Here is a 26,994-nt window from a genome sequence, read left to right as displayed (position 1 = left end):
CAGGCGGGATCCGGTACGACTCAGTTACCCGGCCCAGGGGCCGGTGCCGGCTGACCACCGTCGGCCTGCGGGGTGGCCGGACCGGGTTGTGCCGCACCCGGAGCTGCGGCGGCCGGACCGCCCATTCCCTTCGTCACCGGGGAATCGAACTTGGCGACCAGCCATTTTCCGTCGTGCTTCTCCATATGAGCCACACCGGGAATGGTCATGGTGCTCGGCTGCGGCACGACCTGGTTGGTCTGCTCCTGGGTGATCACTAGGACGACGTTCGCCTCGGTGTCGTTACCCGACTCCCAGGCGCAGTGGATTTCGTCGAGCTTCGACTTGGCCTGCACCTTCTCCATCGCCTGCTGCAGCGTCTCCTGCGCATCGGTGAAGAATTTGCCCCACTCGCCGGTCGACTTCTCGTCGACAGCCTTGAAGTAGGCGCCCAGATCCTTCGCGTCGTAGCTCGCTACGGCCTTACCGAAGTCGCACGCCGCCCGGGTCGAGTCGTCGCGGGCATCGAGCTGCCCCTGGCGATCGTCGGCCTTCATCCAGAAGGCCGCCACCGCGGTGATCGCGGCGACCAGCACCACACCCGCGGCAAACGCCGAGATGATCGGAACCCACGGGGTCTTCTTGCCGGAAGGCGGTGGGGACGGGTAGGAGGCGGCGGCCGCCGTGGAGGCCGACCCGGAAGCCGGCGGTGGAGCGGTCGGAAGCTTCACCGTCGCATCGGCATCGGCATCCGTCGCCTTCGCGGAGCCGCCCGCAGCGCCGATCTCGGCCTTGTCGGCCTTTTCAGCCTTCCCGGCTTTCTCGGTCTTCCCGGCGTCGTCCGCCTTCACGGTGTCCGCGGCCTCGCTGTCGGCGGCCTTACCTGCGGCATCGTCCGACGAGTCCGATTCGAACTTGACCGTTGCGTCCGCGGCGGTGCCTTCTTGCGCCGCATCGGCCTGCTCGGCCGACGTGGCTTCGTTGTTCGCCTTGTCCTTGGCGGTGTTGTCGTCATCGGACATGAATCGATCTGTCACCTTCCCAGCGTGGCCGTACCACGCCGTATGTTTTCGGCCACTCTACTTATCGCACCGGTTTCGGCGTCCGGGCATTCGGATCGGCGCCGGACGGCATCTGCGCTCCGTTGTTCGGAACGTCCGGCCGGGGTGCGTTCGCCGAACCACGGATCTGCTGGTCCGGCGGCGGGTTCGTGCAGTAGTTCCACTTCGGCAGGCTGCCGTCCGTCGCCACAGAGGGTGCGACCGGCGTCGTCGAGTACTGGCAGTAGGGTCGAGGCCAGATATCGATGATCGTATAGAACTCTCCGTCATGTGCTGGGACGCCCAGCGCGGCGCTACCGGTGACCAGCGACGGGAACAAGGCGCGCAGGGCCGGCAAGCGCAGCTGCGCGGCCCTGGTCATCGCGACGAAATTGGTCGCCAGGCTGGTGATCGGATCCGCGGTCTTGTCCAGCGTGGCACCCAGCGCCTGCATCTGCCCCGGAGCCTGATCGAGGACCTTGCGGAGCTCGTCGTTGGCATTGTTGAACTGAGTGAACAACGTCGACGAATTGTTGGTCAGGGTAGTCAGATCGGGTTGCGCATTGGCAGTGGTGGAGGCGATAACCTGCAGATTCTTCAACAGGTTCGCGGTCTGCGGGAGCAGATTGTCCAGTCCCGCCGTCACCAGGCTCAGCGCGTCGATCATATTGCGCAACTGATCCGGGCCACCGCTGAGCGCGACGTCGAATTCGTTGAGAATCGTGCTGAACCGGTCGGGATCGATCTGGTCGAAGAATCCGCTGGAGTTCTCCAGCACCTCCGACACCGGCGTCGGAGTCTTCACCTTCTCCGGATCGAACTGGACCACCGAGCCATCGGTCAGGAACGGGCCGTGATCGGTTTCGGGCCGGAAGTCGATGTACTGCTCGCCGGCGGCCGACAGCGCGTGCACGTACACCGCGGTAGCGGTCGGGATGCGGTAGCGACTGTCGATCTGTGCCTCGGCGGCGATCGACGAGCCGTGCCCGGCCAGATCGATCGAATTCACCTTGCCGATGCGGAATCCGCGCAGGGTGACATCGTTACCCGGCTGCAGCCCGCCGGAACGATCCAGCGCGACGGTGACCGTGTAGGTCTGGCGCAGCGGATTGACCCGCATGACATTGATCGCCAGATACGAGGCACCGACCACGAAGATCGCCACCAGCCCCAGGGCCGACAGCAGTAGCTTGTGTCGAAGCAGCCAGCTCATCGGTGGCCCCCTGTCACTCGGCCGTAGACGATCTGCAGCACCTGGATCAGACTGCCTGCCATGTCCTGCACATCACGCTCATCCCACAACTTGCTGTGTGGCGGATCGGTGATCAGACCCGCATCGAGCTGGGTCAAGGTCGCAGCGACGGCGAGCGTATTGCCCTTGAACGAGGCATCGGTCTTGGGCCTGATCTCGTGCATCGCATCCAGCATCGGGCCGAAGTCGGCGCGCGACTGCGACAGTGCCGCCATCAGCTTGTGCACATTGTCCAGCAGCCCGGCCAGCTGATCGTGACTGGTGTCGGCGTAATCGCCCAGTGCCGCACTGGTTGTGGAGATCTTGGCCAGCAGATCACCGATCTGCTTGTTGTTCTCGGCAATCGCGCCGATCATCTGCGGGAGGGTGTCGGCCACCTGGCCCAGCTGCTGATGATTGGCTTCGATGGTGTTGGTCAGTGCGTCGAAACCGTTGAGGACGCCGTCGATTCGATCGCTGTTGGCGTGCAGCGTGGTGGTGACGCTGGTCATCTGCCTGATCAGATTCGCCAGCTGCTCGGGCCGGCCACCGACCACCGAATCCAGTTCGGAGGTCAACTTGGTCAATGCGGCCACACCACCGCCGTTGAACAACAACGACACCGAGAGCAACAGCTCCTCGACGGTGGCGCCCGCCGAGGTGTGATCGATGCCGATGGTGTCGCCGTCCTGCAGCGCCTGCGTCGTATCGGCGGTCGCGGGCTTCGACAGCGCGACGAAGACATCACCCAGCGGGGTCGCCTGCCGCAGTTCCGCATGCGCGTCGGCCGGCAGCGAGATGTCGGAGCGCACATCCATATCCACGATGGCTTGGTAATTCTTCGTCTCGATATGGGTGACCACACCGATATCGGAGCCGCCGATCTTCACCTTGGCCTGGTCGGGCAGGTTGAGTGCGTTGTCGAATACCGCGTGCAGGGTGTAGGTCTCACCCGACTGCCCGGGTTCGGGCAGCGGCAGCGACTCCACCGTGAGCCCACATCCGGAAGCCGCCACCGTGGCCGACACTCCGAGGGCCAGCCAGGTGCGTCGCAGGCGCGTCGATACTGTCATTTCGTCAGTCCCAACAGTGCGGCGGTCAACCCGAGGTCGGGTCCGAAATCCTCGATCTTGCCGGTGCGGCAGCCGTCCGACTTCATCTGGATCCGCTCGCAGAACAGACTGACGATCTCACCGGAGAGCGCGGTACCGAGTACCGCATGCAGGCGAACGAAGCCCCGGTTCGGGTCCATCGCCCCCTCGATGTTCTGCAGCAGCAGTGGTGCCACATCGACGGTCTCGATCACGCCGGCGGCGTTCTGCCGCAGTTGCGCGGTGACATTGGTGAGCCCGGTCAGGCTGTCGGCCAGCTGATCCTGGTACTGGCTGAACACGCCGCTGGTATTGGTCAGGAAGCTGTTGAGCTGGTCGAGCGTGGCCTGCAGACCCGGCGCCTGTTCGGCCAGCAGCGAGGTCATCTGGGTGACCTTGTTGCTGAAGTCGCGCACCGACTGGTCGTTGTCGGCCAGCATCGTGGTCAGCTCGTTGAGCTTGATGATGATGGTCGAGATGGCGTCCTTGTTGTCCACGCCGACCTTCAGCGCCCCCGACAATGCCTCCAGGGTGTCGCGGATCTTGGCACCCTGACCGTTCACCATGTCGTAGAGCAGGGTTCCCGACAGCGGCCCCTCGGTCTGGCCGGGTGCCGGCTTCAACGCCGCGGTGAACTGGTCGATGGTCTTGATCATCGTGTCCAGCTCCACCGGGGTGCGGGTCTGCTGCACGGTGAGATGCGTATTGTCGGGCAGCTTGGGCCCGCCGGTGTAGCGCGGCGTCAGCTCGATGTGCCGGTCGGTGACGATCGACGGCGAGATGATCGCAGCCATCACGTTTTTCGGGATATCCACATCGTTGTTCACGGTCATGTGGACCTCGACGTACTCGTCCTTGGGAATGATCTTGTCGACCTTGCCCACCTCGAGACCGAGCACCGTGATCGGGTTCCCCTCGAACACACCGGCGATATTGCGGAAATCGGCGGTGATGTGGGTGGCACCGCCGGTGGCGTTGCGCACCGAATCCGGCATCACCGAACAGTTTCCGACGACCAGCGCGGTCGCGCCGATGACCACCGCCTTGGTGGCTCGTGAGAGCCACCGCCGGGTGGGCATCGTGAAGGTCGGTTTGGTCGGTTTCATCCCTGGCACCCCTCGACCACTCGCGCGAAGCACAACCAATTGTCCGGGAACAGCCACGGCAGGCCGACCTCACCGTAGGGGCCGTTACCCAGCACATTGTTGAACTGCCGAACCGCGACAGGCATGATCTGCAGCAGCCGGTCCAGGTTGTCCTTGTTCTTCTGCAGACCCTGCGCCATCGTGTCGAGCTGCTGGATGGTCGGGCCCAGCTGGTTGTTGTTCTCCGCACCGATCTGCTGCAACTGTTTGGTCAGCGTCGCGACATTGTTCAGCAGCTGCGTGATCAGGTTCTGCCGCTCCATCACCCGGCCGGCGATGGCCTCGCCCTGGGTGATCACCAGCAGCACGCTGTTGCGGTTGTCGGCGAGGATCTTGGTGACCTTGTCGAGGTCCTGCAGCAATCCCGCTACCTGGTCGCGGCGATCGTTGATGGTCTTGGCCAGCGCACCGACACTGTCGAGTGCCTGCGCCGTCAGTTGCGGCGAACCGTCGATCTGATCACCGAGTACCTGCAGCGATTCGGCGAGCTTACCGGTGTCGAGGGCCTCGAACTTCGGGGTTCCGATCTGCACGACATCGGCCAGATCGTAGGGAACCTTGGTGTTGGACTTGTGAATTCGATTGTCGGGCAGTCCTTTACCGTCGCCCGGATCCAGATCGATGTAGCGGGCCCCCAGCAGGGTCGCCATCTTGATCGAAGCCCGGGCGTCACGGCCCAACTTCACGTCGTTGTTCACCTGCAGGGTGATCAGCACGTGGTCACCTTCGAGCTTCGCACCGGAGACGGTACCGACATCCACACCCGCGACGTTGACCTTGTCACCGGATTTCACCCCGGCGGTCTGCACGAATTCGGCCTGGATATCGCGGGTCCCGACGCCCAGCTGCTTATAAGCACTGGAAACCACCAGCAGCACCACGATCAGAACCGCACCGAGGATTCCGAGCCAGAAGAAGCGGTTGCTCTGGAACCGGTTCTTCATCCTTTTACCGAAATTCGTCATGGCCGGCACACCGCCGAATGCGAATTGCCACCGATCTGGTTGAACAGCCCACGCGGGAACAGCACTCCGTAGAGCGAGACGTCCAGGCTGCACACATATGCGTTGGCGAAGGCGCCGTCCTGGGTGAACTTACCGACGTTGGTCAGAATGCCCGGCAGGTCGATCGCGGCCTGATCCAGTTTTGCACCGTTGTCGATCAGCATCGTCAGCGCACTGCTGGTGGAACTCTGCGCCTGGGCGAGCTTCGGCTGCACCTGACCGAACATATTCACCAGGGAGCCGGTGGCATTCGCGATCTGCACGGTCGACGCCTGCAACGACTGGCCCTGATCGTAGAGCCCGCCGATCAGCGCACGGGTCTGAGTCACCAGTGTCTCCAAGTCGTCACCTCGTTTCGCCAACCCGGACATCACGGCCGACAGGTTGGTGATCACGTCGGACAGAATCGCATCGCGGCGCTGGAAATCACCGGCCAGTGCCGCAGCCTGAGTGATGAACGAGCTCAGCGACACCCCGTCACCCTGCAATGCCTGGATGAAGGTGTTGGACAGATTGTTGACCTGCTCGGGCTTCAACGTCTCGAACAGCGGCTGGAATCCGTTGAGTAGTCCGGAGATATCGAACGACGGCTCGGTGCGCTGCACCGGAATGGTGGCGCCGCTACGCAGTTGGGAATTGTCGCCGTTATCGCCCGGAGCCAGCGCCACATAACGCTGTCCGATCAGATTCTGGTATCGGACAAGGGCTTTGGTGTTGCCGAACAGCGACTGATCACGCTGCACGATGAACTGCACCTTGGCCTCGTGCTGGCCCTCGAGATCGATGCCGGTGACCTTGCCGACGCGGACCCCCGCCATCCGGACGTCATCACCCTCACGCAGGCCGAGAACATCGGTGAATACCGCCGAATAGGTGTTCGTGGAACCGTGCACCGTGCGCGCCAGCGTGTTCCAGATGACGACGGTGACCAGTACCGAAACGATGGCGAAGATGCCGAACCCGATCAGCGGTTTGCGAATGCTCATCAGACGGCACCGCTTTCGGATACTTGCAAAGTTCCACCCCTCAGGATCGAGCTCAAGAACATGTATTCGGCGGTCGTGGGCGCACGGCCGAGAATGGCCTGCATGGCGTCCCGGCCCGTGTAGTACGCGATCGGCCCGGCGTTGGGCTTCGGCTGATCCGCGGCCGGTTCCGGCTGCGGAGCCGGGGCGGGTGCGGGGGCAGGGGCGGCAGGCACCCCCGGCAGGCCTGGAATAGGCGGAATCAGGCCCGCCAGTGGTGTTCCCGCGAACGGGTCACCCGGTGCCGGAGCCTGCTGTGGGGCCGGTGCGCTGTCACCGGAGGTGAGCCCCGGAATCATGGGCAGGCCGGGAATCGGGGGCAGGCCGGGCAGGCCCTGTGCCGAATCCAGTGCGTGCGGCTGCAGCGACGGCGTCGGTGGGCCGACGTCGGTGATCTCCGGTGCGGTTGCACAGCTGGGACCGGCGAGCTCACCGTAGGTCGGGCAGTTCGACCGGTCGTAGGGCTTGTACGGCGTGAGGGTGATGCCGAGGTTCCACACCATCTGCTGTTGCGTACCCCAGTGGAAGGTGGTGCTCAACGCGCGAATCGAGGAGTTCAGATTCGCGATGGCAGCCGGAATCGCGGACGGATCCTCGGCGAGCGCGCCGAACATGTCGCCGGTGCCGGAAGTCAATTCCTTGCCGACGTTCGGATTACGGGCGAACAGGCCGTTGACCTTGTCGACCGTGGCCGACGTGCCGGTGATCAGGCCGGCCAGCTCACCGCGCTTGTCGGCGATCGTCTGCGCGGTTTTCACCGATTCCGACAGCGCGTGCATCAGATCGGGCGCGGACTGGTTGAGCGCCTGGAACGATGCGGAGAAGTTGTTCAGCGTCCCGTCCACATCCGGTACCGCCCCGCGCACCTGGGTGAGCCAGTTGTCCAGCCGTTCCACGGTGGAGCCCGGAACCCGGCCACCGTCCTCCAGCGCATAGGACAGGGTGCTCAGGACCCGGCCCAGCTGAATGGGATCGATCTTGCCGAGGATGTTGCGGACCGTGGTGAGGGTGTCCTGCAAGGCGATGGTGCCCTTGCTGTGGTCCTCGGCGATGGTCGAACCGGCCTGCAGCGACGCGGTATCCGGGCCGTTGTAGACCAGTTCCACCGAAGTGACCGCGAACAGGTTGCTGGGGACGACGCGGGCAGTGACGTTGGCCGGGATACCGGAGAGGTAATCCGGCTTCATCTCGATGTGGACGTTCTGGATCGCACCTTCGTTCGCGACCGACACCTCCTTGACCGCGCCCACCAGCACCCCGCGGAACTTCACGTCCGCATTGGAGGGCAGTCCGTCACCGGTGGTGCTGAGCACGGCGGTGACATCGACCTTCGGATTCATGATGTAGCCCTGGTAGCGCGCGAACAGCAGACCCAGTGCGGTCACGATCACGACGACACCACAGGCACCGGCGACGAGCAGCTGCCGCATCGTGGGTCCACGCCCACTCGGATCGATGATCATCGGTTCCCTCCCTAGCCCGAGATCCTGATACCGGGGTCGACACCCCAGATGGCCAGGGTCATGAACAGGTCGGCGAAGACCACAGCGATGATGCAGAGCTTGATCGCACGTCCTGCCGCCACACCGACACCTTCCGGGCCACCGGAGGCGAAGAACCCGTAGTAGCACTGGATGAAGGTCGTAATCGCCACGAACAGAATGGCTTTGAGCAGCGACCACAGCACGTCGTGCGGCACCAGGAATTGATAGAAGTAGTGCTGGAAGGTGCCCGACGCGGTACCGCCGATGATGCCGACGGTGAACGAGCACGACAGGTAGGCGATCGGCAGCGCCAAGCAATACAGCGGCACGATCGCGATCATCGCGGCGATCATCCGGGTGCTGACCAGATAGGGCAGCGGCCGGATGGCCTGCGACTCCAGCGCATCGATCTCCTCGGCTATTCGCATCGAGCCGAGTTGGGCCGTGAATCGACAGCCCGCCTGGACCGCGAAGGCCAGAGTCGCGAGCATCGGGCCGAGTTCACGAGTGGTCGCGAACGCGGAAATGGCGCCGGTCAGCGGGCTCAGGCCGAGTAGATCCAAGGACGTGTAGCCCTGGATCGCCACGGTCATGCCGCCAAACGCGCTCAGGATCATGACCACGCCGATGGTGCCGCCACCGACGATCAGGCTGCCGTTGCCCCAGGTGACGTCCGAGAGCAGCCGCCAGACTTCCTTCGGATAGTGCTTGAGCGCCAGCGGCATCGAGCCGATCGACCGCAGGAAGAAGAAGACCTGGTGACCGACGCGCGCCAGCCAGTCGCGCGGGGCACCCACCGAGCTGCGGATCAGCTTCAGGGGCCGCAGTAGCGGCGGAACATAAGTTGACGACACCGGCTCAAACCATCTGTGGGGGGAACAGGGCGTTGTATATCTGCGTAATGATCAGGTTGGTGCCGAACAGCATCAGCGCCGACAGCACCACCGCCGTGTTGACCGAGTTCGCGACACCGCCCGGCCCGCCACGGGTGTTGAGGCCGGAGTCGCAGGCGATGATGGCTGCCAGCAATCCGAAGATCAGCGACTTGATCAGGGCCACCAGCAAATCCGAGGTGACCGCGAAAGACGCGAAGGTTCCGACATACGAACCGGGGGTGCCGTTCTGCGCGAAAATATTGAAGATGTAACCGGTGAGGAATCCGACGAAGACCACGAATCCGCACAGCAGCACCGATACCAGCATCGCTGCGCCGAGCCGGGGGGCGACCAGCCGGCGCATCGGATCGACGCCCATCACCTTCATGGCGTCGATTTCTTCACGGATGGTGCGCGAACCCAGGTCCGCACAGATGGCCGAGCCGACGGCGCCGGCGATCATGAGCGAGGTGACCAGCGGGGCGCCCTGCTGAATGATGCCGAGGCCGTTGGCCGCACCGATGAACGAGGTGGCTCCGACCTGCTGCGCCACCGACCCGACCTGGATCGAGACGATGACGCCGATCGGGATGGCGACCAGCAGGGTGGGCGCCGCGGCCACGCTGGCCATGAAGGCGCACTGCCGGACGAACTCCTTGAACGGAAAGCGGCGCCGGAAGATCGCGACGAACAGCTCCGCGACGGCGGAGATGCCCATGGTGATCTGGCGACCGAAGGTCTCGAGTGACCGCTTGGGGTGATCCTGCCAGTACGACTTCGTCCAGTCCGCCGCTGAGCTCATTCTCGATGGCGAGCTAATTGCCCCCGCCCCGTCCGGACCGTTGGTGACTTGCACTGGCTACCCCTCTCGACGCCGGTTAGACACCCCGGCGACTGTTTCGCTTGAGGCACCTTACTACGGAGTTAGGAGAAACACATCACAATGTGTGCCTGTCGTCATAGACCCAGATCACGGCCGAAGTTCTCTTGTGATTCGCCCCATCCGACTGGTATCGGCCACAAAGGCGAGGGGCATTTCTAGAACACGTTTCACCTTCTTGATCACGTGTCCAACTACAGTTCGGAGATCGTCTTTTTTCGGACTGAAATTCGAGTTATTGAGATTTGTCGTCGAATACTGCCGAAATCCTATAGCGCAGCCGTCGAAACACCCCCGAACTCGAGCCGGTGTCGCGCACGGATCGTTGCAGTTCCGCGTCCGATCGAGGGCCCCGGCATCGATCCAGCAAACTCGACCGGCGTACCGGGCGCGCCCCGGCATGATTACTGCAAGGATGTAGTACGACAAGGCTGATATCGTGCGGGCTTCCGACGTCTGGAGGGAAATGTTCAACAAACTCGTCAAGGTGGCGCATGCCGCCTTCGCCGTAGCTCTGGGCGCGGCGCTGCTCGGCACGGGCGCGGGAATGGCGCAGGCCGATCCCGGAGGTCCGGTGATCGGCGGTGGCTCGGGAATCATCATCGACAAGCAGTTCGAGTGCACCGTCACCACCGTCGGCCACGATTCCGGCGGACGATTGGTAGGACTGACCGCCGGACATTGCGGCGAAGCAGGTTCGGAGGTGTGGTCCGAGCAGGACCGGGGCGCCGGCGTAATCGGACATTTCGTCTATTCCAATCACGATCTGGACTACGCCGTCATTCAATTCGATCAGGGCCGGGTCACCCCGGTGAACCGGATCGGGAATGTCACCATCACCAATGTCGGCGCGCCCGCGCAATTCCCCAACATCGTCTGCAAGGAAGGCCGGACCACCGGTAATACCTGTGGGCTGGCCTGGGGCGATGTATTCCAGACCGACGAGACCTGGACACAGATGTGCGTCGTCGAAGGCGATTCCGGCGCACCGGTCGTGGTCGGCTCGACACTGGTCGGCATGGTCAACGCCTATCTCGCGGTGGCCTGCTTCGGGCCCGAGGTCGGCACCAACATGACCACCATCACCAATGACATGAACGCCCGCGGCGGTGCCGGGGCGGGATTCGCACCGGTCTGATCGGTCCGCGAAACCTCCTGTAACGGGCGGCGATTCGAGTGATTACCTCGGATCGCCGCCCGTTTTCGGTGGGTCGGCCGCCCGCGCGCCGCAGCGTGGATCGGGTCCGCCGGCCCGCCGTACGGCTATGGTGTGGACAGCCCGGCCCGAAAGGAGCAATCCCTGTGAAGGTGATCAGCGCGATCCTCTGCTCGGTCGTCGCGGCCGGCATCGCGGCGTGCTGCACCGGCACCGCCTCGGCAACCGGCGTGCAATGCAGTGCCCGAGACGGCGCGGACGTCACCATCGTCGCGGGTACCACGGCCTGTCGCGCGGCAGGTGTGGACAGCGGGCAGGCCCGGTCGGCCGGGCTGGACGGTGTGGGCTATGCCAAGGCAACCGCCGGCGCGATCGCCCTCGGCATCGGCGTCTCGGGTGGGATCGGCGCCAGCGAAGGACTCACCGGCATACCGGTCGCGGTAGGTATGGGCCCGGACGCCTTCGCCTTCAGTTCCATCGCGGGCGAGCCGGATCCACGCCGGATCGGCCTTTCCCTCGCGGCGAACGGCTCACAGGCACAAGTGATTACGGCCGAACGCAGTACAGTGTGTCTCGGCGCGGCAGCCCTGGCCTGGGATTCCCGCACGGGCGCGGCCTGCCTGGCGACACCACTCGGATCGTGGCGGGCACCGGCCACACCCTGAGCACCCGCACCGGCCTGACCTACGCTGGCCGGCGAGACCATCGACGCCGTGACGAACTGGAGGTCGGCAGAGTGGATTCGCACCAGCACACAGACGACACGATGGGCGGAGAGCGCAGCGGCTCGCCGGGCCGACCGGGTGCGGACGGTGCACAATTCACCGAAGCAGAGGCGGCACAGGTCGCCCGCGCGGCCGACCCGAATTCCGACGACGCGACCCGGATGATCATCGATCCGCGCTTCGTACCCGTGGTCCATCACTTCTTCCGGATGTTCCCCCGCCCCATCCGCGGCGGCGGCGCCTTCGCGGTATTTCTGCACGGACGGCCCGTCGTCGACGTATGGGCCGGCTGGTCGGCACCGGATCAACGGTGGCGCTCCGACACCGTGGCGATGAGCTTCTCCACCGGTAAGGGCGTGGCTACCACGGTGCTGCACCGGCTCGCCGAACGCGATCTGATCGATTACGACGCGCGTGTCTCGAAGTACTGGCCGGAGTTCGCCGCGAACGGCAAGGACGAGATCACCGTGCGTGAGGTGCTGTCGCATCGCGCCGGTCTACACAAGGTTCGCGGCCTGGCCACCAGCGCCGACGGCATCCTCGACTACGAGGCGATGGTCGCCGCACTGGCCGCGGCCGAACCCGACCCGCGGCGGCTGGAATCCTCCGGATATCACGCGGTGACCTTCGGCTGGCTGGTCGCCGAGATCGTGCAGCGAGCCACCGGCGAGCCCTTCACCGAGGTGCTGCGCCGCGAAATCGCCGAACCCCTGCAGACCGAGGAATTCTGGTTCCAGGTACCGGTCGAGCAGCGCCACCGCATCGCACATACCTTCCCGCGCTTGAAGATTCCCGGTCTCAGCTGGGACACTGCCTCGAAGTTCATCGCCCGCAGCCGCACGCTGGGTGCCATTGCCGAGGCCGGTATGCCCGCCGGTTTCGATGTCCTGGCTCGCGATCCGCGGGTACACGACGCGGTGATGCCGGGGTTCAACGGCGTCTTCTCGGCGCGTTCGCTGGCCCGGATGTACGGCGCGCTGGCAGGCGACGGCGTCGTCGAACTTCCGGACGGAACCTGGAGCGAGCCGCTGCTGCGGCCGGAGACGATCCGGACCGTCAACCAGACACAGCGCAGTGCGCACCGCGATTACGTGATCGGGGTGCCGGTAGCTTTCACGCTCGGTTACCACCGCCCGCCGATCGCCTCGCGGCGTCCGATCCGGCACGGCTTCGGCCATTACGGTGTGGGTGGCTCGGGCGCCTTCGCCGATCCCGATACCGGGATGTCGGTGGCCTTCGTGACCAACCGGCTGGGCAACTCGCTCAACACGATCGGCGACGGACGCCTGGCCAAACTTGCGGCAGAAGCGCGGGTAGCAGTGGAGGAAATCAGCCGCGGCTGAGTGATTTGACTCACAATCAGGTTTTGCCGGGTATCGATTCGGCCGTTCCGGGCAGGTCCGCTCCGAACAGCCGACTCGCCGCTATGAACGGCACTTTCACCCCACCGGCGTGACGCACCTGAGACACGGTGACGCATCACACATGCGGCCTGCGGAGTTCATAACCGGCAGAACGTAATTGGCCGTTGCCCCGTGGAGATGTAGTAATGGATGCCGGGCCGGGGCCTGATGAACCATATTTCGCGCCGACGCGTGCGAGTTTGCCTGCGCTGTCACGCGCGATGAGGTTGGAGAGGACGAAACGGCTGTGCGCACCACCAACTGTCGGAAGCCCGTTCGGGACAAGACCAGCCTGCTCGGGCGGACCGGGCTACTGACGCTCGCGGTGGCAGCCACCGGCGCGTTCACGATGGCGACCGCCTCTGCGGCGCCGCTGTGGCCCGGCGGCCCCGACGTACCCGGAGCACCGGCCGTCGTGCAGTCACCGCAGCCGGAGCCGGGCGCCGCACCGCAGCAGCATCCGCCGGAGCTGCCCAAGGCCAACTTCGCCGCCCCGAGCATCAGCCCGGGAGACGGCGAGGTCGTCGGCGTGGCACAACCGATCGTGATCAACTTCAAGGATCCGGTGCCCGATCATGCCGCGGCCGAGCAGGCCATCCGGATCACCTCCAGTAATGCCACCAACGGCCACTTCTACTGGCGCGGTGACAAGCAGGTGCGGTGGCGGCCGGAGGAGTTCTGGCCGGCCAACTCCGATATCACCGTCGAGGCGGGCGGCACCAAGGTGGCGTACAAGGTCGGCGACGCGGTGGTCACCACCGCCGACGACGCGACCCACACCATCACCATCACGCGCAACGGCGAGGTCGTGAAGACCATGCCGACCTCGATGGGCAAGAAGGACCACGAGACCCCGAACGGCACCTACTACGTCGGGGAGAAGAACCGGAAGATGATCATGGACTCCTCCACCTACGGAGTCCCGGTCGACGATCCGCAGGGCTACAAGCTCGAGGTCGAGTACGCGACCCGGCTGTCCAACAGCGGAATCTTCGTGCACGCCGCCCCGTGGTCGGTTCCGCAGCAGGGTGTCTCGGACACCAGCCACGGCTGTCTCAACGTCAGCACCGAGGATGCCCAGTGGTTCTTCGAGAACTCGCAGAAGGGCGATCCGGTCGTCGTCACCAACTCCACCGGCCAGTTCAGTGCCGGTGACGGTATGGGCGACTGGAGCTGATCGAGCCGCACAGGCGTACGACTGGACACGGAATACCAGCACCACGACATAAACCGGTGGCCCGGAGCTGCAGTGCTCCGGGCCACCGTCGTTTCGTGCTCGGCCGGGTGCAGCCGACGGCTACGACCCGCTACGGTTCGACCGCCTACTACCAGATCCGCACCCGCTCAGCGGGTTCCAGATACAGCTCGTCACCCGGTTCGACCTCGAACGCTTCGTGGAAACCGTCCAGGTTGCGCACCACGCCGTTGCAGCGGAATTCCGGCGGTGAATGCGGGTCCACCGCGAGCCGGCGGACGGCCTCTTCGTCGCGCGCCTTGGTCCGCCACACCTGCGCCCAGCCGAAGAACACCCGCTGCAGGCCGGTCAGCCCGTCGATAACGGGTGCCTCGGCGCCGTCGAGCGCGATCTTGTAGGCCGCCAACGCGATGGAGAGGCCACCCAGATCGCCGATATTCTCACCGATCGTGAACTCGCCGTTCACCTGATGACCGGGCAGGGCCTTGGGTTCGAATCCGTTGTACTGCTCGATCAATGCCTTGGTGCGCTTACCGAATTCGGTGCGATCGTCCTCGGTCCACCAGTCGACCATATTGCCGTCGCCGTCGTACTTACTGCCCTGATCGTCGAAGCCGTGACCGATCTCGTGGCCGATCACCGCGCCGATACCGCCGTAGTTGGCGGCGTCGTCGGCATTCATATCGAAGAACGGCGGCTGCAGAATAGCCGCGGGGAACACGATCTCGTTCATGCCCGGGTTGTAGTACGCATTCACCGTCTGCGGGGTCATGAACCACTCACCGCGGTCGACCGGACCGCCGAGCTTGCCCAGATCCCGGTCGTGCTCGGCGGAGTATCCGCTGCGGTAGTTACCGACCAGGTCCGCCGGGTCGACCTGCACCGCGGAGTAGTCGCGCCAGGTGTCGGGGTAACCGATCTTCGGGGTGAAGCGCTCCAGCTTCCGCAGCGCCGCCTGCCTGGTCTGCGGGCCCATCCACTCCAGTTCACTGATGTTGCGGCGGTAGGCTTCGATCAGATTCGCCACCAGCTGTTGCATGCGCTCTTTGGCCTCGGGCGGGAAATGCTCGGCCACATACAGTTTGGCCACCGCCTCGCCGAGCAGGTCCTGCACCAGTGAGACCGCGCGCTTCCAGCGCTCGCGATTCTCCTGCGCACCGGTCAACGTACGTCCGTAGAAGTCGAAGCTCTCCTCGACCACCGCCGCGGTGAGATACGGTGCGCGCGAACGCAGCACCCGCCACGTTGCCCATGCCTGCCAATCCTCGATCGACTCCGAGGCCCACAGTTGGGCGAAGGTGTGCAGGAAATCGGGCTGCCGCACCACGATTTCGGCGAACAGTTCCGCCCCGGAACCGTCCACGCCCGCTGCGAGGGCATCAGCCCAGGCGGCCCAGTCGAATTCGGGACTATTCGCCGTCAGATCAGCGAAAGTGGTGAGGTTGTAGCTCAATTCGGCGTCGCGACGGCGGACCACGTCCCAATGCCCCGCGGCGAGTTTGCGCTCCAGTTCGAACACCCGCTGCGGATCGTATTCGACAGCCGCCAGCGCGAACATGCGCCGGATGTGCTCGACATACTTGGTGCGGATCTCCGCATATTCGTCATTGCGGTAGTAGGACTCGTCGGGCAGGCCCAGACCGGACTGCATCAGATTCACCAGATACCGCTGCGAGTTCTTGTCGTCGGTATCGACGAACACCCCGACCGCGCCGCCGACACCGACGCGTTGCAGCCGGCCCAGCAGCGCCGCGAACTCGGCGCGGTCCGCGACCTCACGCACCGCCGCCAACTCCGCGGCGATCGGGGTGAGAGCGGCCGCCTCCACGGCCTCGTCGTCGATGAAGCTGTTGTAGAGGTCGGCGATCTTGCGCGCCTCCTCGGTATCGGGGACCGAGGTCGTGGTGCCGGCCGCCAAGCCCTGGATGATCGCCTTCACATCCAGTTCGGCCTGGTCGTACAAGGTGCGGAAGGCACCGTCGACCGCGCGATCGGCCGGAATGTCGTAGGTATCCAGCCATTTGCCGTTGACGTGCGCGAACAGGTCGTCCTGCACCCGCACAGCGCCATCGCGATAGGTCAGATCGATGCCCGAGGGAGTCGTCACGTCGAAAGTCACGACACCCAGTATGCCGACGAGACCGAACTACTGCGTCGGCTGCGGGTTGATCGTCACGCTGTATTTGTTCTCCAGCGTCTTGTTCCAATCGCGCTGACACTGGTCGATCTTGGACTGATCGTTGCCCGCGTCGTTCACACAGTCGACGAAGTCCCTACCACCGTTGTTGACGAAAAAGAGGCCCGCGACCACCACGATCACGATGCCTGCGATCAGGCCCAACAGGCCCAGGATCAGTCCGGCGATTGCCATCCCGCCGCCACCGGCGGTGCCACGGCGCGCCTTGACGACGGCCACGATGCCGACGATCACCGCTGCCAGGCCCAACAAGATGCCACCGATGACGGTCCAGCAGAACAGCAGCGCGATGATGCCCAGGATCAGCGCGGTGATCGCCAACCCCTTGCCCTGGGGCTGCTGCTGCCAGGCGCCGTCGCCGGGCCCTCCGGGATAGCCGCCGGGAGGCGGCGGATAGTTGCCCGACGGCGGGGGATAGCTACCGGGCGGCGGGGGATAGCCGCCGGACTCACCTTCGGGGCGTGGGTAGTTTTCGGGCGGTGGATAGCTTCCGGGGGGTGGGTTCTCCGTCATCGGTGTCCTCTCCTCTGCCTGCTGATCCACTGCCTGGGATGGGGGCCGTCCGAGCGACTCTATTGCCCGCCGAGACGGGCGTGCATCTCCCACACCAACACTTCCGCCGGATTCTCGGCGACGATGCGCTGCCCGCCACTGTGTGCCATCCGCACCGCGTCACCTTCGTAGAGGGTGCCCACACCTTCCATGTCGACCTGCCCCCGCGCAATGAATACGTGCAGGTAAGGGGCCTCGGGCAGGGTGACCACCGCGGGCGTACCGGCGACCGTGCCGGGCATCCGTGCCACGTGCAGAGCGGAATGGCTGCTACTGATGGCAATCGCGGCACGGTCGCGATACCGCGGCATACCTGTGGCGACCGTCACCAGTCCGCCACCGGCGAGCTCGTCGTCTATTTCCAGTTGCTGATAACCGGGAGTAATTCCAGGCTCGTCAGGCACCACCCACATCTGCACGAAATGCACCGGCTCGGCATGTTGAGCGGTACCACCCTGATCACGCGGGAGGCGCCACGAATCGTTTTTCTCCGAATGCAGGATTCCCGTTCCGGCACTCATTCGCTGCGCCAATCCGGGATAGATGACACCGGCATGGCCGAGAGAATCCTGGTGAACCAGTGACCCATTCAGAACCCAGGTGACAATTTCCATGTCGCGATGCGGATGAGTATCGAATCCCTCACCCGGAAGGACAATGTCCTCATTGTTCACCAGCAGCAGCCCGTGATGGGTGTTGTCCGGGTCGTAATGCTCGCCGAACGAGAAGGAGTGTTTCGAATCCAGCCATGCCACACGGGTTTTCATACGGTCGCCGGCGCGGTGGATATCAATGTGCGCGGTCGTTGGTGTGGACAACCGGATCCTCCTCTCGGGCTGGGAGTCGAGGCCGACGGGTAGATTCTACCGTGACGCCGCACGGGCGACACACATTGCTCGCGGAGGTGAGCCGACCATTGCTCGCGGAGGTGAACCGACAATGCGACCCGACGCCGGCCGGCGGGCCGCCGTCGCTGCGGCCGTCCGGCGGCCCGGAATGCTGCGACTGGCATCGGTTCGGTTCGCAGGTCAGTTCGGCGACGGAATGTTTCAAGCCGCGCTGTCGGGAGCCATCCTCTTCAATCCGGAACGAGCCACCGATCCATTGGAGATTGCGGGCGGTTTCGCCGTGTTACTGCTGCCGTATTCGGTGATCGGGCCCTACGCCGGCGCACTGCTGGACCGATGGGACCGGCGCACCGTGCTGCTGATCGCCAATGCCGCGCGCGCGGTGCTGATCGTCGCGGCCGCCCTCGGACTATGGGCCGGCATCGCGGCCACCCCGCTACTGCTGCTGGCACTGGCCGTGGTCGGAATCAGCCGATTCGTCCTCGCGGGCATCTCGGCGGCCCTGCCCCGAGTTCTCGAACAACGCTGGTTGGTGCCGACCAATTCGGTTCTGGCCACGGTCGCCTCCGGATGTGCCGGAGCAGGGGCGGCCACGGCGGTCGCGATCATCGGAATACTCGGCTCGGGCGACCGGGCCGGTGGGATCGCGGTCGCCGCCGCCGCATGCGGATCGGTGGTCTCGATCGTGCTCGCGGCCGGGTTCTCCCGCCACCTGCTCGGCCCGGAGCCTCGGGAGGCGGAGGCCGGAGATCGGCGCAGCACCGCCGTCCGGACGCTGCGCGCCGTGCTCACCGGCCTGCGCACCGGCGCCCGGGCGATCGCCGGCGCACGCGATTGCACCACCGCCATGATCGGTATCGGCGTACACCGCATCGTCTTCGGCGCCGACACACTGCTGATGGTGCTGGTGTTGCGCCGCCCGGGCTCCGACGGTGTCTCCGCGAGTTCCGGACTGATCGGATTCGGGGTCGCGATCACCGCTGTAGCCGCCGGGATGTTGGCCGCGGCAGTGCTGACGCCACTGCTGATTCCACGCCTGGGCCGGCCCCGCACTGTGCTGACCGGGCTGTGCACCGCGCTGCTCGTACAGGCGGCACTGGTGCCACCGATCACGATCGCGACCGGCGCCGCCGAACCACGTGCCCACCAATTACTGCTGGTAGGCGCCTTCCTCCTCGGCCTGGCCGGGCAGACGGTGAAGCTCACCGGTGATGCCACGCTGCAGATCGACATCGGCGACGACCGGCGCGGACAGGTGTTTGCACTGCAGGACACGATTTTCAATATCGCGTTCGTCGTGGCCGTCGCGCTGACCGCACTGGTGATCCCCGCCGACGGACGCTCACCGGCGGTAGCCGCGACCGGGGCGGCACTCTACGGGCTCGGTATCGCCGCGATCCTTCTCGACCGCCGCCGCGAGCGTCAGCCGGTGAACCCCCAGACCGGCTGATCCCAGGTGCCCAGACCAGCGGAATCGGTGCAGAAGTGATCCAGGACGCCGTCGTCGTCCAGGTCCAGGGCCGCGATCTCGGCCGTACCGTCACCGTCCCAGTCCCAGAGCGCGTCGTCGGCGTAGCCGTCGCCGTCGAAATCCAGCACCACCGCATCCGGGGTGCCATCCCCGCAGAGGTCCAGATCCGCCCGGGAGGACCAGCTTCGGGTGTCGCCGTCACCGGATCCGAACATGTACTCGATAGTCGTCATACCGCATCCGACGCGGTGCGACGCGGCCCGGTTCCCGGCCGATCCCGGACGCACCCCGTCCGGTCGGCTAAGTTGTTAGCCGCTGTGCTCGGTCCCAGCGAATGCGGTGACTGATCGGTGCATTGTCACCAGCGGTGCGAGTGGTAGTCGAGGAGAGCGGTGATCGAGAACTTCGAAAGCCGGGCCAAGGTCCGAACGGTCCGAACGTTCCGAAAGCGCTACGCGCCCACGGTTCTCGCGCCCGCGTTCGCGGGTCTGCTGATGTTCGGCGTCGTTCCCGCCCCGGCCACGGCCGAGCTCGCCCCCTGGGCGCCGCCGCCGAAGAACGCCTGCGGTGAAACGGGTTTCGACCCGCTGGCCCGGGAACCGGATCCGAACGCCCCGCCGCCGCCGGTACTTCCGCCGCGGATCGACATCCCGGTCCCGGTACCGGATTTCGTGCCGGTACCGATCCCCGGACCGCAACCGGACAACACCCGCATCGATCCGAAGCCGCTGCCGAGCGATCCGTGCCGGAACCCGTGCCCGGATATCCGGGACACCCCGAAACCACCGCCGGCGGTGAACCCCGACGAGGACGACAAGTCCGAAGAGGGCGCACCCGCACCGGATTCGGGCTCCGGCCCGGGCAGCTCGAATTCCGGCGAGGGTTCCTCGGCTTCGGGCACCGGTTCGGGGTCCGACTCCGGTCCGTTCAACCTGCCGAATATCAACATCCGTCCCGAACCGGAGACGATCCCCATCCCGATCCCGGGCGGCGAACCGCCGGCACCGCAGGAGCCGCCGCCACCCGTCGTCCATCCGGCCGAGCCGGGCCCGGTCACCGCGCCACCGGCACCACGACAGGTCGAATCGGTGGACCTGGTTAACCAGGTGACCGGCCACGGCTCGGTGAACCGCACCGATATGCGGTGGCAGGTCGACGGCACCGACCTCGGCTTGATGTGGGAGACCGAACCCGGCAAGGTCGCCGTGGTCTTCGGCGACACCTTCGGCAAGGGCTGGGAGTACGGGGTCGTCGGCGGCCCGGACTGGCGGTCGAACGTCCTCGGCTACAGCACCGAGCGTGACCTGTCCAAGGGACTGATCATCGACCAGATGGTGCAGGACAGCCGCTGCCACGCGGCCGAACTGCTCAACAGTCGCAAGATCAAGAACTTCGAGACCACCGTCATTCCCACCTCCGGCTTCGCCCTCGGCGAGCGGCAGTACATGAGTTACATGTCGATCCGGCGCTGGAGCAATATCCCCGGCATGTGGTGGACCAACGACGGCGGCCTGGCCTACTCCGACGACGGCGGCAGCACCTGGGTCAAGGACCAGTACGCCAAGTGGGACAACATGTTCGGCATCGACCGTTTCCAGGTCGCCACGATGGTGCCGCACGGCGATTACGTGTACATGTTCGGCACACCCAACGGGCGCATCGGCGTCATCGGCCTGGCCCGGGTGCCGAAACAGGAAGTGCTGAACAAATCCGCGTATCAGTACTGGGTCGACGGCACCTGGGCACCCGCCCAGGAGAATATGGCCACCCCGCTGGTCCCCGGCATCGCCGGAGAACTGTCGGTGCGCTACGACGACTCCACCGAGCAATGGCAGATGGTGTACCTGGATCCGGCGCGGCACGCGATCGTGTTGCGCACCGCGAACGACCCCCAGGGCACCTGGACCGACGGCGCGGTACTGGCCGACACCAACGACTACCCGAAGGCCTACGGCGGCTTCATCCACCCGTGGTCGACCGGTAAGGACCTGTACTTCACCATGTCGGCCTGGGACAGCTACAACGTGTATCTGATGCACGCGACCCTGGACGACCCGAAACGTCACGGCTCGAAACGCGAGGACCCGTAACGCCCGGCCCGAGCAAACGGGCACCGACCGGATCGGGCGGTTAGTCTCGAATCAATCATGGCCGCCTACTTCGATCCCAAGTCCTGGTCACCGTCGCGAGCGCTGGATCTCGGCAAACGACTGTTCGACCAGGATTTGCCGGATCAGTGGGCGACCTTCACCGCGACCTGGATAGATCCGGTCGCCGATCTCGGGTCCGGGACGGTCACAGCCCTGCTGCCCGATGCGCTGATGACCCTGCTCAGCGACGGCATCCTGAGCCGCTTCGGCGGCCGGGAGGTCACCGCGACGCTGCTGGGCCACGACCTGACCGCGGTGCTGCAGACGCTGCAGGTACGGCGTCGGGGCGCACACTTCCAGACCAGGACCGTGCTGACGGAGCTGCGCTGGAACCGACATCCGATCGAGCAGCTGACCGTCGTCGCACACGGCGTACGCCTGATCCCGGGAGTACCGACCAAGGTGCGTACCGCGGGTCTCGACATGATCGGAACGGTCACCACCGCGGCCCTGGTGGAGTGGCTCAACCGGAAGGGGTTGGACTGGCACCTGGAGGCCCACCCGAGTGGGCTGATCAGCGCGCGACATCGGCGGCGGAAGTTCCACGCGCTCGTCGACGCCTTCGTCGAAGACAACCGGATCAGCATCGATGTACACCGGGCCGGGTGGGCCGGGATGCGGGTTCCGCGCCGCTGGGTTTCCGTGGCGCCGGTGCACCTGGCCGGTCTGCCCAGCGAACTGCGCATCGTGCACGCCGTTCGCCGAGGTGACCGGGTGGATTTCCGGATCGAACTGCCAGCGGTCACCGGCTCCTTCGACCTGAATCAAATCCGGACCGCGATCGTCGCCGGCACGACACTGATCATCTTCTGACCCGCCCGGCGCTGCCGATCACTGCCCGCCCGCCGCCCACCACTCACGCAGCGCGGTCTCGGCTTCCTGCCGGGTGAGCGGGCCGCGGTCCAGGCGCAGTTCCTTCAGATGCCGCCATGCCCGGCCGACCTGCGGGCCGGGCTCCAGCCCCAGCAACTCCATGATCGCGTTGCCGTCCAGATCCGGCCGGACCCGCCGCAAATCCTCTTCCTGCTGAATCCGCTCGATCCGAGCTTCCAGATCGTCGTAGGTCGAGCGCAGCAGCGCGGCCCGGCGCTTGTTGCGCGTGGTGCAGTCCGCGCGCACCAGTTTGTGCAGCCGGGGGAGTAGCTCACCGCCGTCGGTGACGTAGCGGCGCACCGCGGAATCGGTCCACTGGCCCTTGCCGTACCCGTGGAAACGCAGGTGCAGATACACCAGCCGCGCCACATCCTCGGTGAACTGCTTCGGATACTTCAACGCGCGCATCCGCTTTCGCACCATCTTGGCGCCGACCACCTCGTGATGGTGGAAGCTGACACCGCCGCCGGCTTCATTGCGCTTGGTCGGCGGCTTCCCGATATCGTGCAGCAGCGCCGCCCAGCGCAGCACCAGATCCGGATCGCCCTGTTCCTGGTCGATGGCCTGACGCAGCACGGTCAGCGAATGCTGGTAGACGTCCTTGTGCTGATGATGTTCGTCGATCTCGAGCTTCATCGCCGGCACCTCGGGCAGTACCCGTTCGGCGAGTCCGGTCTCACACATCAGGTCGATGCCCTCGGTGGGGTGCTCACCGGCGATCAGCTTGTCCAGTTCGGTACGCACCCGCTCGGCGGTGATGCGCCCGATCTCGTCGGCCATCAGTGCGACCGCGACCCGCACCCGCGGTGCCACCTCGAAACCGAGTTGCGAGACGAAGCGCGCGGCACGCAGCATCCGCAGCGGATCGTCGTTGAACGAATCCTCGGGCGCCGCAGGAGTATCCAGCACACCCGCCAGCAGTGCGGTCATACCGTCGAGCGGGTCGACGAACTCCAGTTCGCCCGCACCGCCGATGTGCACCGCCATCGCATTGACGGTGAAGTCGCGCCGGATCAGGTCGCCGTCGAGACTGTCGCCGTAGGTCACTTCCGGATTCCGCGACACCCGGTCGTAGCTGTCGCTACGGAAGGTGGTGATCTCGAGCTGCCACCCCGATTTCGAGGCGCTCACCGTGCCGAACGCCAAACCGCCGGTGTCCCACAGGTTGTCGGCCCAGCCGCGCAGAATCTCCTGCACCACGTCCGGGCGCGCGTCGGTGGTGAAGTCGAGATCGGTACCGAGCCGGCCCAGCACCGCATCGCGGACGCTACCGCCCACCAGATACAACTCGTGCCCGCGCGCGGCGAACAGGCCGCCCAGCGGGGTCAGCACATCCGACAACCGGCCGAGTGTGATCGCCGCCGCAGCCAGCAATCGAGTCCGGCGATCTCGGTCGGGGTCGGACACGGCTGTCTCCACTTTTGCGCCGCCCTCCACTTCTGCGTCAACGGACTTCGGCGAAACCACGGAAACGCAGCTTAGTTGGTGCACGTCGGCAGGCCCGCGCCCGGATCGGCGGACGACTCGGCATCGAACACGTTCAGTGCATCGATCCGGCGCGGCTAGACTGACGCAGTGTCTCCGGCCGATCGCGCGAACAGTCGACGCCGCCAGCCCCGGCGCCGCGGTTCGGCCGGTAATGCGGCGAAACCTCGTATGCGCACGGTCCGGGAAACCTCGGCCGGCGGTTTGGTCGTCGACGGCTTGGACGGACCTGCTGATCAACGCTGTGCCGCGCTCATCGGACGTACCGACCGGCGCGGGCGGCTGCTGTGGTCACTACCGAAGGGACATATAGAGGAAGGGGAGACGGCCGAGCAGACCGCCGTCCGCGAGGTTGCCGAGGAAACCGGCATCAACGGTCGGGTGGTCGCCGAACTGGGGAGTATCGACTACTGGTTCGTCACCGAGGGCCGTCGGGTACACAAGACTGTGCACCATTACTTGATGCGGTCGTTGGGGGGTGAGCTCTCCGATGCCGATATCGAGGTCACCAAGGTGGCCTGGGTGCCGTTGAGCGAACTGGATTCCCGGCTCGCCTACGCCGACGAGCGGCGTCTGGCCGAGGTGGCGAATCGACTGATCGACCGGATGGAGAGCGGCAGACAATGACGCGTGCGGGTGGCAGTGCGCACCGTTGGGTGCTACTGCTCGTCTCGCTGGCGCTCGCCGTGTTGAGCGTGCCGTCGGCCGGGCCGAGCAAGGCGCAACCCTCCGGCTCGGGGGACGCGACGGCGCCGAGATTTCTCAAGCTCACCCTCGATTCGGTCTCGCCCGGCACCATCACCACCACCAGCGACTCCGTACTGACGCTGACCGGCACGGTGACCAACATCGGCGACCGTCGGGTACAGGACGTGAGTGTGCGCGTGCAGCGTGGCCCAGCCATCTCCCAACCCGGCGAACTTCGTTCCACGCTGCGTGACGACCAGTCCAACTTCCAGGTCACCGGGCCTTTCCATGATGTCTCCGACGAGTTGGCGCCGGGTGAACGCAAGCAGTTCACGCTGCGGATCGGGGTGCGGGAAGGGATGCACAACGCCGCCACCAGCCCACCGGTCACCGCCTCGCTCGGCATCACCGACCCCGGGGTGTATCCGCTACTGCTGAACGTCAACGGCGAACCGGCCTACGGCAACCAGGCCCATCTCGACGATGCTCGATTCCTGCTGCCGGTGCTGGGCCTGCCGGCGCTGCCGAGTACCGCCGACGCCGAGGCGGCGGGCAGCCTGCCGATCCCCCCGCCGCCGCAACCACCCATGGCCACCACCATGCTGTGGCCGCTGGCCGACCGGCCGCGCCTGGTCGCGGGAATCCCCGGCTCGGTGGACGGCGAAGCCTTGCTGACCGACGACGAACTCGCCGGCGAACTCGCGGCGGGCGGGCGGCTCGATCAACTGCTCTCGGCATTGGAATCGGCACTGCGCGACGAACCGGCACCGGATTCGAGCCATCCGGGCTCCGGCTTGGCGAGCTCGCTGTGTCTGGCCGTGGACCCGGACCTACTACTCACCGTGTCGCGGATGACCGACGGCTACCGGGTCCTGGCCAGTCCCTCCGACCCCGACGGGCCGACCCGGGAGGGCACCGGTCCACAGGCGGCCCGCACCTGGCTGGACCGGCTACGCGCTCTGGCTCCGTCGGTATGCACGGTATCCCTGCCGTTCGCGCAGGTGGATACGTCCGCGCTGGCCGCCGTGCACGACACCGACCTCACCGCGCGCGCACTCAACTCGCCCGCCGATATCGTCGATTCGATTCTGTCGGTCCGGTCGGTGCGCAATGTGAGCATCCCCGCCGCCGGTGCGCTCGATCCGGAAGGTGCCACACTCCTGCGCGAGCGTGGCTTCACGACCGCGATCCTCGCGGACAACGCCCTCACCGAGGGGGAGCCGCGCAGCGATGCGACCGGGACGCTCCAGACCGGGGCAACCGTGCAGAGCACCGCAGCGGTGCTCCCCGGCCCCGACGCCGCCCTCCCCGAGATGGTGCGGCTGCCGGCCGGGGCGGGTACGGAACCGGCACCACCGCCGGAGGAGACCATGAAGGTCACCACCTTCGACACCTGGTCGGCCACCGCACTGGCCGCGGTGGGCGCCAACCCGCCGACGCCGGCGTTCACTCCCGAATCCGTCCGCTACACGGTGACCAACGATTCCCGTACCGCCCGGCTCCAGGACGCACTGGGCGCACTCACCTGGCCGGTCCTGCACCCGACCGAGGGCAGCCCGCGTGCCACGCTGCTGATGCCGCCACCGCAGTGGGGTGCCGACCGGGACGAGGCCGGTGCGCTGCTCTCCCAGCTGGAACTGCTGTTCCACAGTGGTCTGGCGACACCACGTCCGCTCGCCGACGTGCTGGCCCAGCCCGCCGACCCCCGCCCCTACTCGCTGAACTACTCGGCGGAAACGGCGGCGCAGTCGGTGCCGGACCAGTTCATCGCTCCGGTCGGACAGCAGGAACATCGCATCGACGACCTGATGCGCGCGCTGGTGGAGATACCGCAGCAGGAGCCCACACCGCGCGGCTTCGTGACCCCGCTGCGTGACGACCTGATCCGGACACTGACCCTGTCCGATCGCACCGGCATCGACGCCCGGGCCGATACCGCGGCGCAGCGCCGCATCGAGCAGATCACCCGCACAATGGACAATCTGTTCTCGTCGGTGACCGTGCTACCACCCGGCGGGGTGTACACACTGGCCTCCGAACAGAGTCCGCTGATCCTGGTGGCACGCAACAATCTGCCCGTCACGATCCGGATCAGGTTCAAGATCGACGCGCCGTCCGAGACGAATATCACCGATATCGGCGAGCAGCAGATTCCCGCAGAGGGCACCCGGTCGTTCCAGATCCCGACCAAGGTGACCGACAGCCGTAACCTGGTGATTCCGATTTCACTTACCACACCGGACGGAGTGCCTCTGGGCAACGCCACCTCGGTTTCGGTACGTTCGAACGCTTACGGTCAAGCTTTGGCGATAATTACCGCATGCGCCGGCGCACTGCTGTTCCTGCTGGCGGGCCGCCGTTTGTGGCGCCGCTTCCGCGGACAACCGGACCCGGCAGACGAACAAGCAGCCACAACGAACGAGGACGAGGAGAAGGAGGAGGCACAGTGAGTGACAATCGCGTAGCGGCTCGCTGTGCCGACCGGGTGCGGGTGTCCC

At 65.7% G+C, this 26,994-nt stretch carries 23 protein-coding genes; 9 read left to right on the top strand and 14 right to left on the bottom strand.

Annotation, left to right across the window (positions count from 1 at the left end):
* Positions 1-20: 20 nt before the first annotated feature.
* The 9 genes from NV2_RS23050 to NV2_RS23010 form a co-directional block, all read right to left on the bottom strand.
* Positions 21-1,001 carry a hypothetical protein gene (locus tag NV2_RS23050; protein WP_067878224.1) on the bottom strand — a complete coding sequence of 327 codons (981 nt, stop codon included), beginning with the start codon at positions 999-1,001 and terminating at the stop codon, positions 21-23.
* Between the two features lie 61 nt (positions 1,002-1,062).
* Positions 1,063-2,232, bottom strand: coding sequence for an MlaD family protein (locus NV2_RS23045; RefSeq protein ID WP_067878222.1), 1,170 nt, complete (start codon positions 2,230-2,232; stop codon positions 1,063-1,065).
* The gene (locus tag NV2_RS23040; RefSeq protein ID WP_067878219.1) at positions 2,229-3,323 is read right to left on the bottom strand and encodes an MCE family protein; all 1,095 of its coding nucleotides are present in this window, start codon (positions 3,321-3,323) and stop codon (positions 2,229-2,231) included. The genes NV2_RS23045 and NV2_RS23040 overlap by 4 nt, the downstream gene beginning before the upstream one ends.
* Complete coding sequence (locus tag NV2_RS23035; RefSeq protein WP_245662743.1) at positions 3,320-4,447, bottom strand: MCE family protein; 1,128 nt, start codon at positions 4,445-4,447, stop codon at positions 3,320-3,322. Before NV2_RS23035 ends, NV2_RS23040 begins: the two co-directional genes overlap by 4 nt.
* Positions 4,444-5,451: an MCE family protein gene (locus NV2_RS23030; RefSeq protein ID WP_067878394.1), complete on the bottom strand. Its 1,008-nt coding sequence runs from the start codon at positions 5,449-5,451 to the stop codon at positions 4,444-4,446. The genes NV2_RS23035 and NV2_RS23030 overlap by 4 nt, the downstream gene beginning before the upstream one ends.
* A complete protein-coding gene (locus tag NV2_RS23025; protein WP_067878216.1) occupies positions 5,448-6,476 on the bottom strand; it encodes an MCE family protein in 1,029 nt (342 codons plus the stop codon). Before NV2_RS23025 ends, NV2_RS23030 begins: the two co-directional genes overlap by 4 nt.
* Positions 6,476-7,978, bottom strand: a complete 1,503-nt coding sequence (locus NV2_RS23020) for an MlaD family protein (protein WP_067878213.1) — start codon at positions 7,976-7,978, stop codon at positions 6,476-6,478. The genes NV2_RS23025 and NV2_RS23020 overlap by 1 nt, the downstream gene beginning before the upstream one ends.
* Before the next feature lie 11 nt (positions 7,979-7,989).
* Positions 7,990-8,853, bottom strand: a complete 864-nt coding sequence (locus NV2_RS23015) for an ABC transporter permease (RefSeq protein ID WP_067878210.1) — start codon at positions 8,851-8,853, stop codon at positions 7,990-7,992.
* A 4-nt stretch (positions 8,854-8,857) separates the two neighbouring features.
* Entirely contained in the window at positions 8,858-9,676 is an 819-nt protein-coding gene (locus tag NV2_RS23010) for an MlaE family ABC transporter permease (protein WP_067878206.1), read from the bottom strand.
* A 544-nt stretch (positions 9,677-10,220) separates the two neighbouring features.
* Between NV2_RS23010 and NV2_RS23005 the strand changes: the two genes are divergently transcribed.
* The 4 genes from NV2_RS23005 (at position 10,221) to NV2_RS22990 (ending at position 14,215) form a co-directional block, all read left to right on the top strand.
* On the top strand, positions 10,221-10,892 hold the full coding sequence (locus tag NV2_RS23005) for a S1 family peptidase (protein WP_067878203.1): 672 nt from the start codon (positions 10,221-10,223) through the stop codon (positions 10,890-10,892).
* A 164-nt stretch (positions 10,893-11,056) separates the two neighbouring features.
* Positions 11,057-11,575: a DUF6764 family protein gene (locus tag NV2_RS23000; RefSeq protein WP_067878200.1), complete on the top strand. Its 519-nt coding sequence runs from the start codon at positions 11,057-11,059 to the stop codon at positions 11,573-11,575.
* Between the two features lie 221 nt (positions 11,576-11,796).
* Complete coding sequence (locus NV2_RS22995) at positions 11,797-12,978, top strand: serine hydrolase domain-containing protein (RefSeq protein ID WP_067878392.1); 1,182 nt, start codon at positions 11,797-11,799, stop codon at positions 12,976-12,978.
* Between the two features lie 409 nt (positions 12,979-13,387).
* Positions 13,388-14,215: a L,D-transpeptidase gene (locus NV2_RS22990; protein ID WP_084475317.1), complete on the top strand. Its 828-nt coding sequence runs from the start codon at positions 13,388-13,390 to the stop codon at positions 14,213-14,215.
* Between the two features lie 148 nt (positions 14,216-14,363).
* On the opposite strand, the gene NV2_RS22985 is transcribed toward NV2_RS22990, so the two are convergent.
* Genes NV2_RS22985 through NV2_RS22975 form a run of 3 tightly spaced genes read right to left on the bottom strand, consistent with a single transcriptional unit; the run spans position 14,364 to position 17,749 of the window.
* Entirely contained in the window at positions 14,364-16,352 is a 1,989-nt protein-coding gene (locus tag NV2_RS22985; RefSeq protein ID WP_373863612.1) for a M13 family metallopeptidase, read from the bottom strand.
* 27 nt (positions 16,353-16,379) lie between these two features.
* A complete protein-coding gene (locus tag NV2_RS22980) occupies positions 16,380-16,943 on the bottom strand; it encodes a DUF4190 domain-containing protein (RefSeq protein WP_067878383.1) in 564 nt (187 codons plus the stop codon).
* 59 nt (positions 16,944-17,002) lie between these two features.
* Complete coding sequence (locus NV2_RS22975) at positions 17,003-17,749, bottom strand: pirin family protein (RefSeq protein ID WP_067878198.1); 747 nt, start codon at positions 17,747-17,749, stop codon at positions 17,003-17,005.
* A gap of 172 nt (positions 17,750-17,921) precedes the next feature.
* On the opposite strand from NV2_RS22975, the gene NV2_RS22970 reads away from it, so the two are divergent.
* On the top strand, positions 17,922-19,280 hold the full coding sequence (locus NV2_RS22970; protein ID WP_067878195.1) for an MFS transporter: 1,359 nt from the start codon (positions 17,922-17,924) through the stop codon (positions 19,278-19,280).
* Here the strand turns inward: NV2_RS22970 and NV2_RS31510 are convergent.
* Positions 19,253-19,534 (bottom strand): hypothetical protein, encoded by a 282-nt coding sequence (locus tag NV2_RS31510; RefSeq protein WP_307613576.1) that lies wholly within the window; start codon positions 19,532-19,534, stop codon positions 19,253-19,255. The genes NV2_RS22970 and NV2_RS31510 overlap by 28 nt on opposite strands.
* Positions 19,535-19,795: 261 nt before the next feature.
* On the opposite strand from NV2_RS31510, the gene NV2_RS22960 reads away from it, so the two are divergent.
* Both NV2_RS22960 and NV2_RS22955 read left to right on the top strand, forming a co-directional pair.
* On the top strand, positions 19,796-21,391 hold the full coding sequence (locus NV2_RS22960; RefSeq protein ID WP_067878380.1) for a glycoside hydrolase family 183 protein: 1,596 nt from the start codon (positions 19,796-19,798) through the stop codon (positions 21,389-21,391).
* Between the two features lie 57 nt (positions 21,392-21,448).
* The gene (locus tag NV2_RS22955; protein WP_067878189.1) at positions 21,449-22,264 is read left to right on the top strand and encodes a hypothetical protein; all 816 of its coding nucleotides are present in this window, start codon (positions 21,449-21,451) and stop codon (positions 22,262-22,264) included.
* An 18-nt stretch (positions 22,265-22,282) separates the two neighbouring features.
* On the opposite strand, the gene NV2_RS22950 is transcribed toward NV2_RS22955, so the two are convergent.
* Positions 22,283-23,731, bottom strand: a complete 1,449-nt coding sequence (locus tag NV2_RS22950) for a CCA tRNA nucleotidyltransferase (RefSeq protein WP_067878377.1) — start codon at positions 23,729-23,731, stop codon at positions 22,283-22,285.
* Between the two features lie 168 nt (positions 23,732-23,899).
* Between NV2_RS22950 and NV2_RS22945 the strand changes: the two genes are divergently transcribed.
* Positions 23,900-24,436: an NUDIX hydrolase gene (locus NV2_RS22945; RefSeq protein ID WP_067878186.1), complete on the top strand. Its 537-nt coding sequence runs from the start codon at positions 23,900-23,902 to the stop codon at positions 24,434-24,436.
* A complete protein-coding gene (locus NV2_RS22940) occupies positions 24,433-26,946 on the top strand; it encodes a DUF6049 family protein (protein ID WP_067878184.1) in 2,514 nt (837 codons plus the stop codon). The genes NV2_RS22945 and NV2_RS22940 overlap by 4 nt, the downstream gene beginning before the upstream one ends.
* The last annotated feature ends 48 nt before the right edge of the window (positions 26,947-26,994 follow it).

This window comes from Nocardia vermiculata NBRC 100427 (genome assembly GCF_001613265.1).
Taxonomy (GTDB): Bacteria; Actinomycetota; Actinomycetes; order Mycobacteriales; family Mycobacteriaceae; genus Nocardia; species Nocardia vermiculata.
The sequence above is the reverse complement of the archived record's forward strand: the minus strand, read 5'-3'. Positions and strand labels throughout refer to the sequence as shown.

What these genes read in the sequence shown, in the direction of transcription:
- NV2_RS23050 (WP_067878224.1), bottom strand. Translation starts at nt 1,001, where the DNA reads ATGTCCGATGACGACAACACCGCCAAGGACAAGGCGAACAACGAAGCC.
- NV2_RS23045 (WP_067878222.1), bottom strand. Translation starts at nt 2,232, where the DNA reads ATGAGCTGGCTGCTTCGACACAAGCTACTGCTGTCGGCCCTGGGGCTG.
- NV2_RS23040 (WP_067878219.1), bottom strand. Translation starts at nt 3,323, where the DNA reads ATGACAGTATCGACGCGCCTGCGACGCACCTGGCTGGCCCTCGGAGTG.
- NV2_RS23035 (WP_245662743.1), bottom strand. Translation starts at nt 4,447, where the DNA reads ATGAAACCGACCAAACCGACCTTCACGATGCCCACCCGGCGGTGGCTC.
- NV2_RS23030 (WP_067878394.1), bottom strand. Translation starts at nt 5,451, where the DNA reads ATGACGAATTTCGGTAAAAGGATGAAGAACCGGTTCCAGAGCAACCGC.
- NV2_RS23025 (WP_067878216.1), bottom strand. Translation starts at nt 6,476, where the DNA reads ATGAGCATTCGCAAACCGCTGATCGGGTTCGGCATCTTCGCCATCGTT.
- NV2_RS23020 (WP_067878213.1), bottom strand. Translation starts at nt 7,978, where the DNA reads ATGATCATCGATCCGAGTGGGCGTGGACCCACGATGCGGCAGCTGCTC.
- NV2_RS23010 (WP_067878206.1), bottom strand. Translation starts at nt 9,676, where the DNA reads ATGAGCTCAGCGGCGGACTGGACGAAGTCGTACTGGCAGGATCACCCC.
- NV2_RS23005 (WP_067878203.1), top strand. Translation starts at nt 10,221, where the DNA reads ATGTTCAACAAACTCGTCAAGGTGGCGCATGCCGCCTTCGCCGTAGCT.
- NV2_RS22995 (WP_067878392.1), top strand. Translation starts at nt 11,797, where the DNA reads ATGATCATCGATCCGCGCTTCGTACCCGTGGTCCATCACTTCTTCCGG.
- NV2_RS22990 (WP_084475317.1), top strand. Translation starts at nt 13,388, where the DNA reads ATGGCGACCGCCTCTGCGGCGCCGCTGTGGCCCGGCGGCCCCGACGTA.
- NV2_RS22980 (WP_067878383.1), bottom strand. Translation starts at nt 16,943, where the DNA reads ATGACGGAGAACCCACCCCCCGGAAGCTATCCACCGCCCGAAAACTAC.
- NV2_RS22975 (WP_067878198.1), bottom strand. Translation starts at nt 17,749, where the DNA reads ATGAAAACCCGTGTGGCATGGCTGGATTCGAAACACTCCTTCTCGTTC.
- NV2_RS22970 (WP_067878195.1), top strand. Translation starts at nt 17,922, where the DNA reads ATGCGACCCGACGCCGGCCGGCGGGCCGCCGTCGCTGCGGCCGTCCGG.
- NV2_RS31510 (WP_307613576.1), bottom strand. Translation starts at nt 19,534, where the DNA reads ATGACGACTATCGAGTACATGTTCGGATCCGGTGACGGCGACACCCGA.
- NV2_RS22960 (WP_067878380.1), top strand. Translation starts at nt 19,796, where the DNA reads ATGTTCGGCGTCGTTCCCGCCCCGGCCACGGCCGAGCTCGCCCCCTGG.
- NV2_RS22955 (WP_067878189.1), top strand. Translation starts at nt 21,449, where the DNA reads ATGGCCGCCTACTTCGATCCCAAGTCCTGGTCACCGTCGCGAGCGCTG.
- NV2_RS22940 (WP_067878184.1), top strand. Translation starts at nt 24,433, where the DNA reads ATGACGCGTGCGGGTGGCAGTGCGCACCGTTGGGTGCTACTGCTCGTC.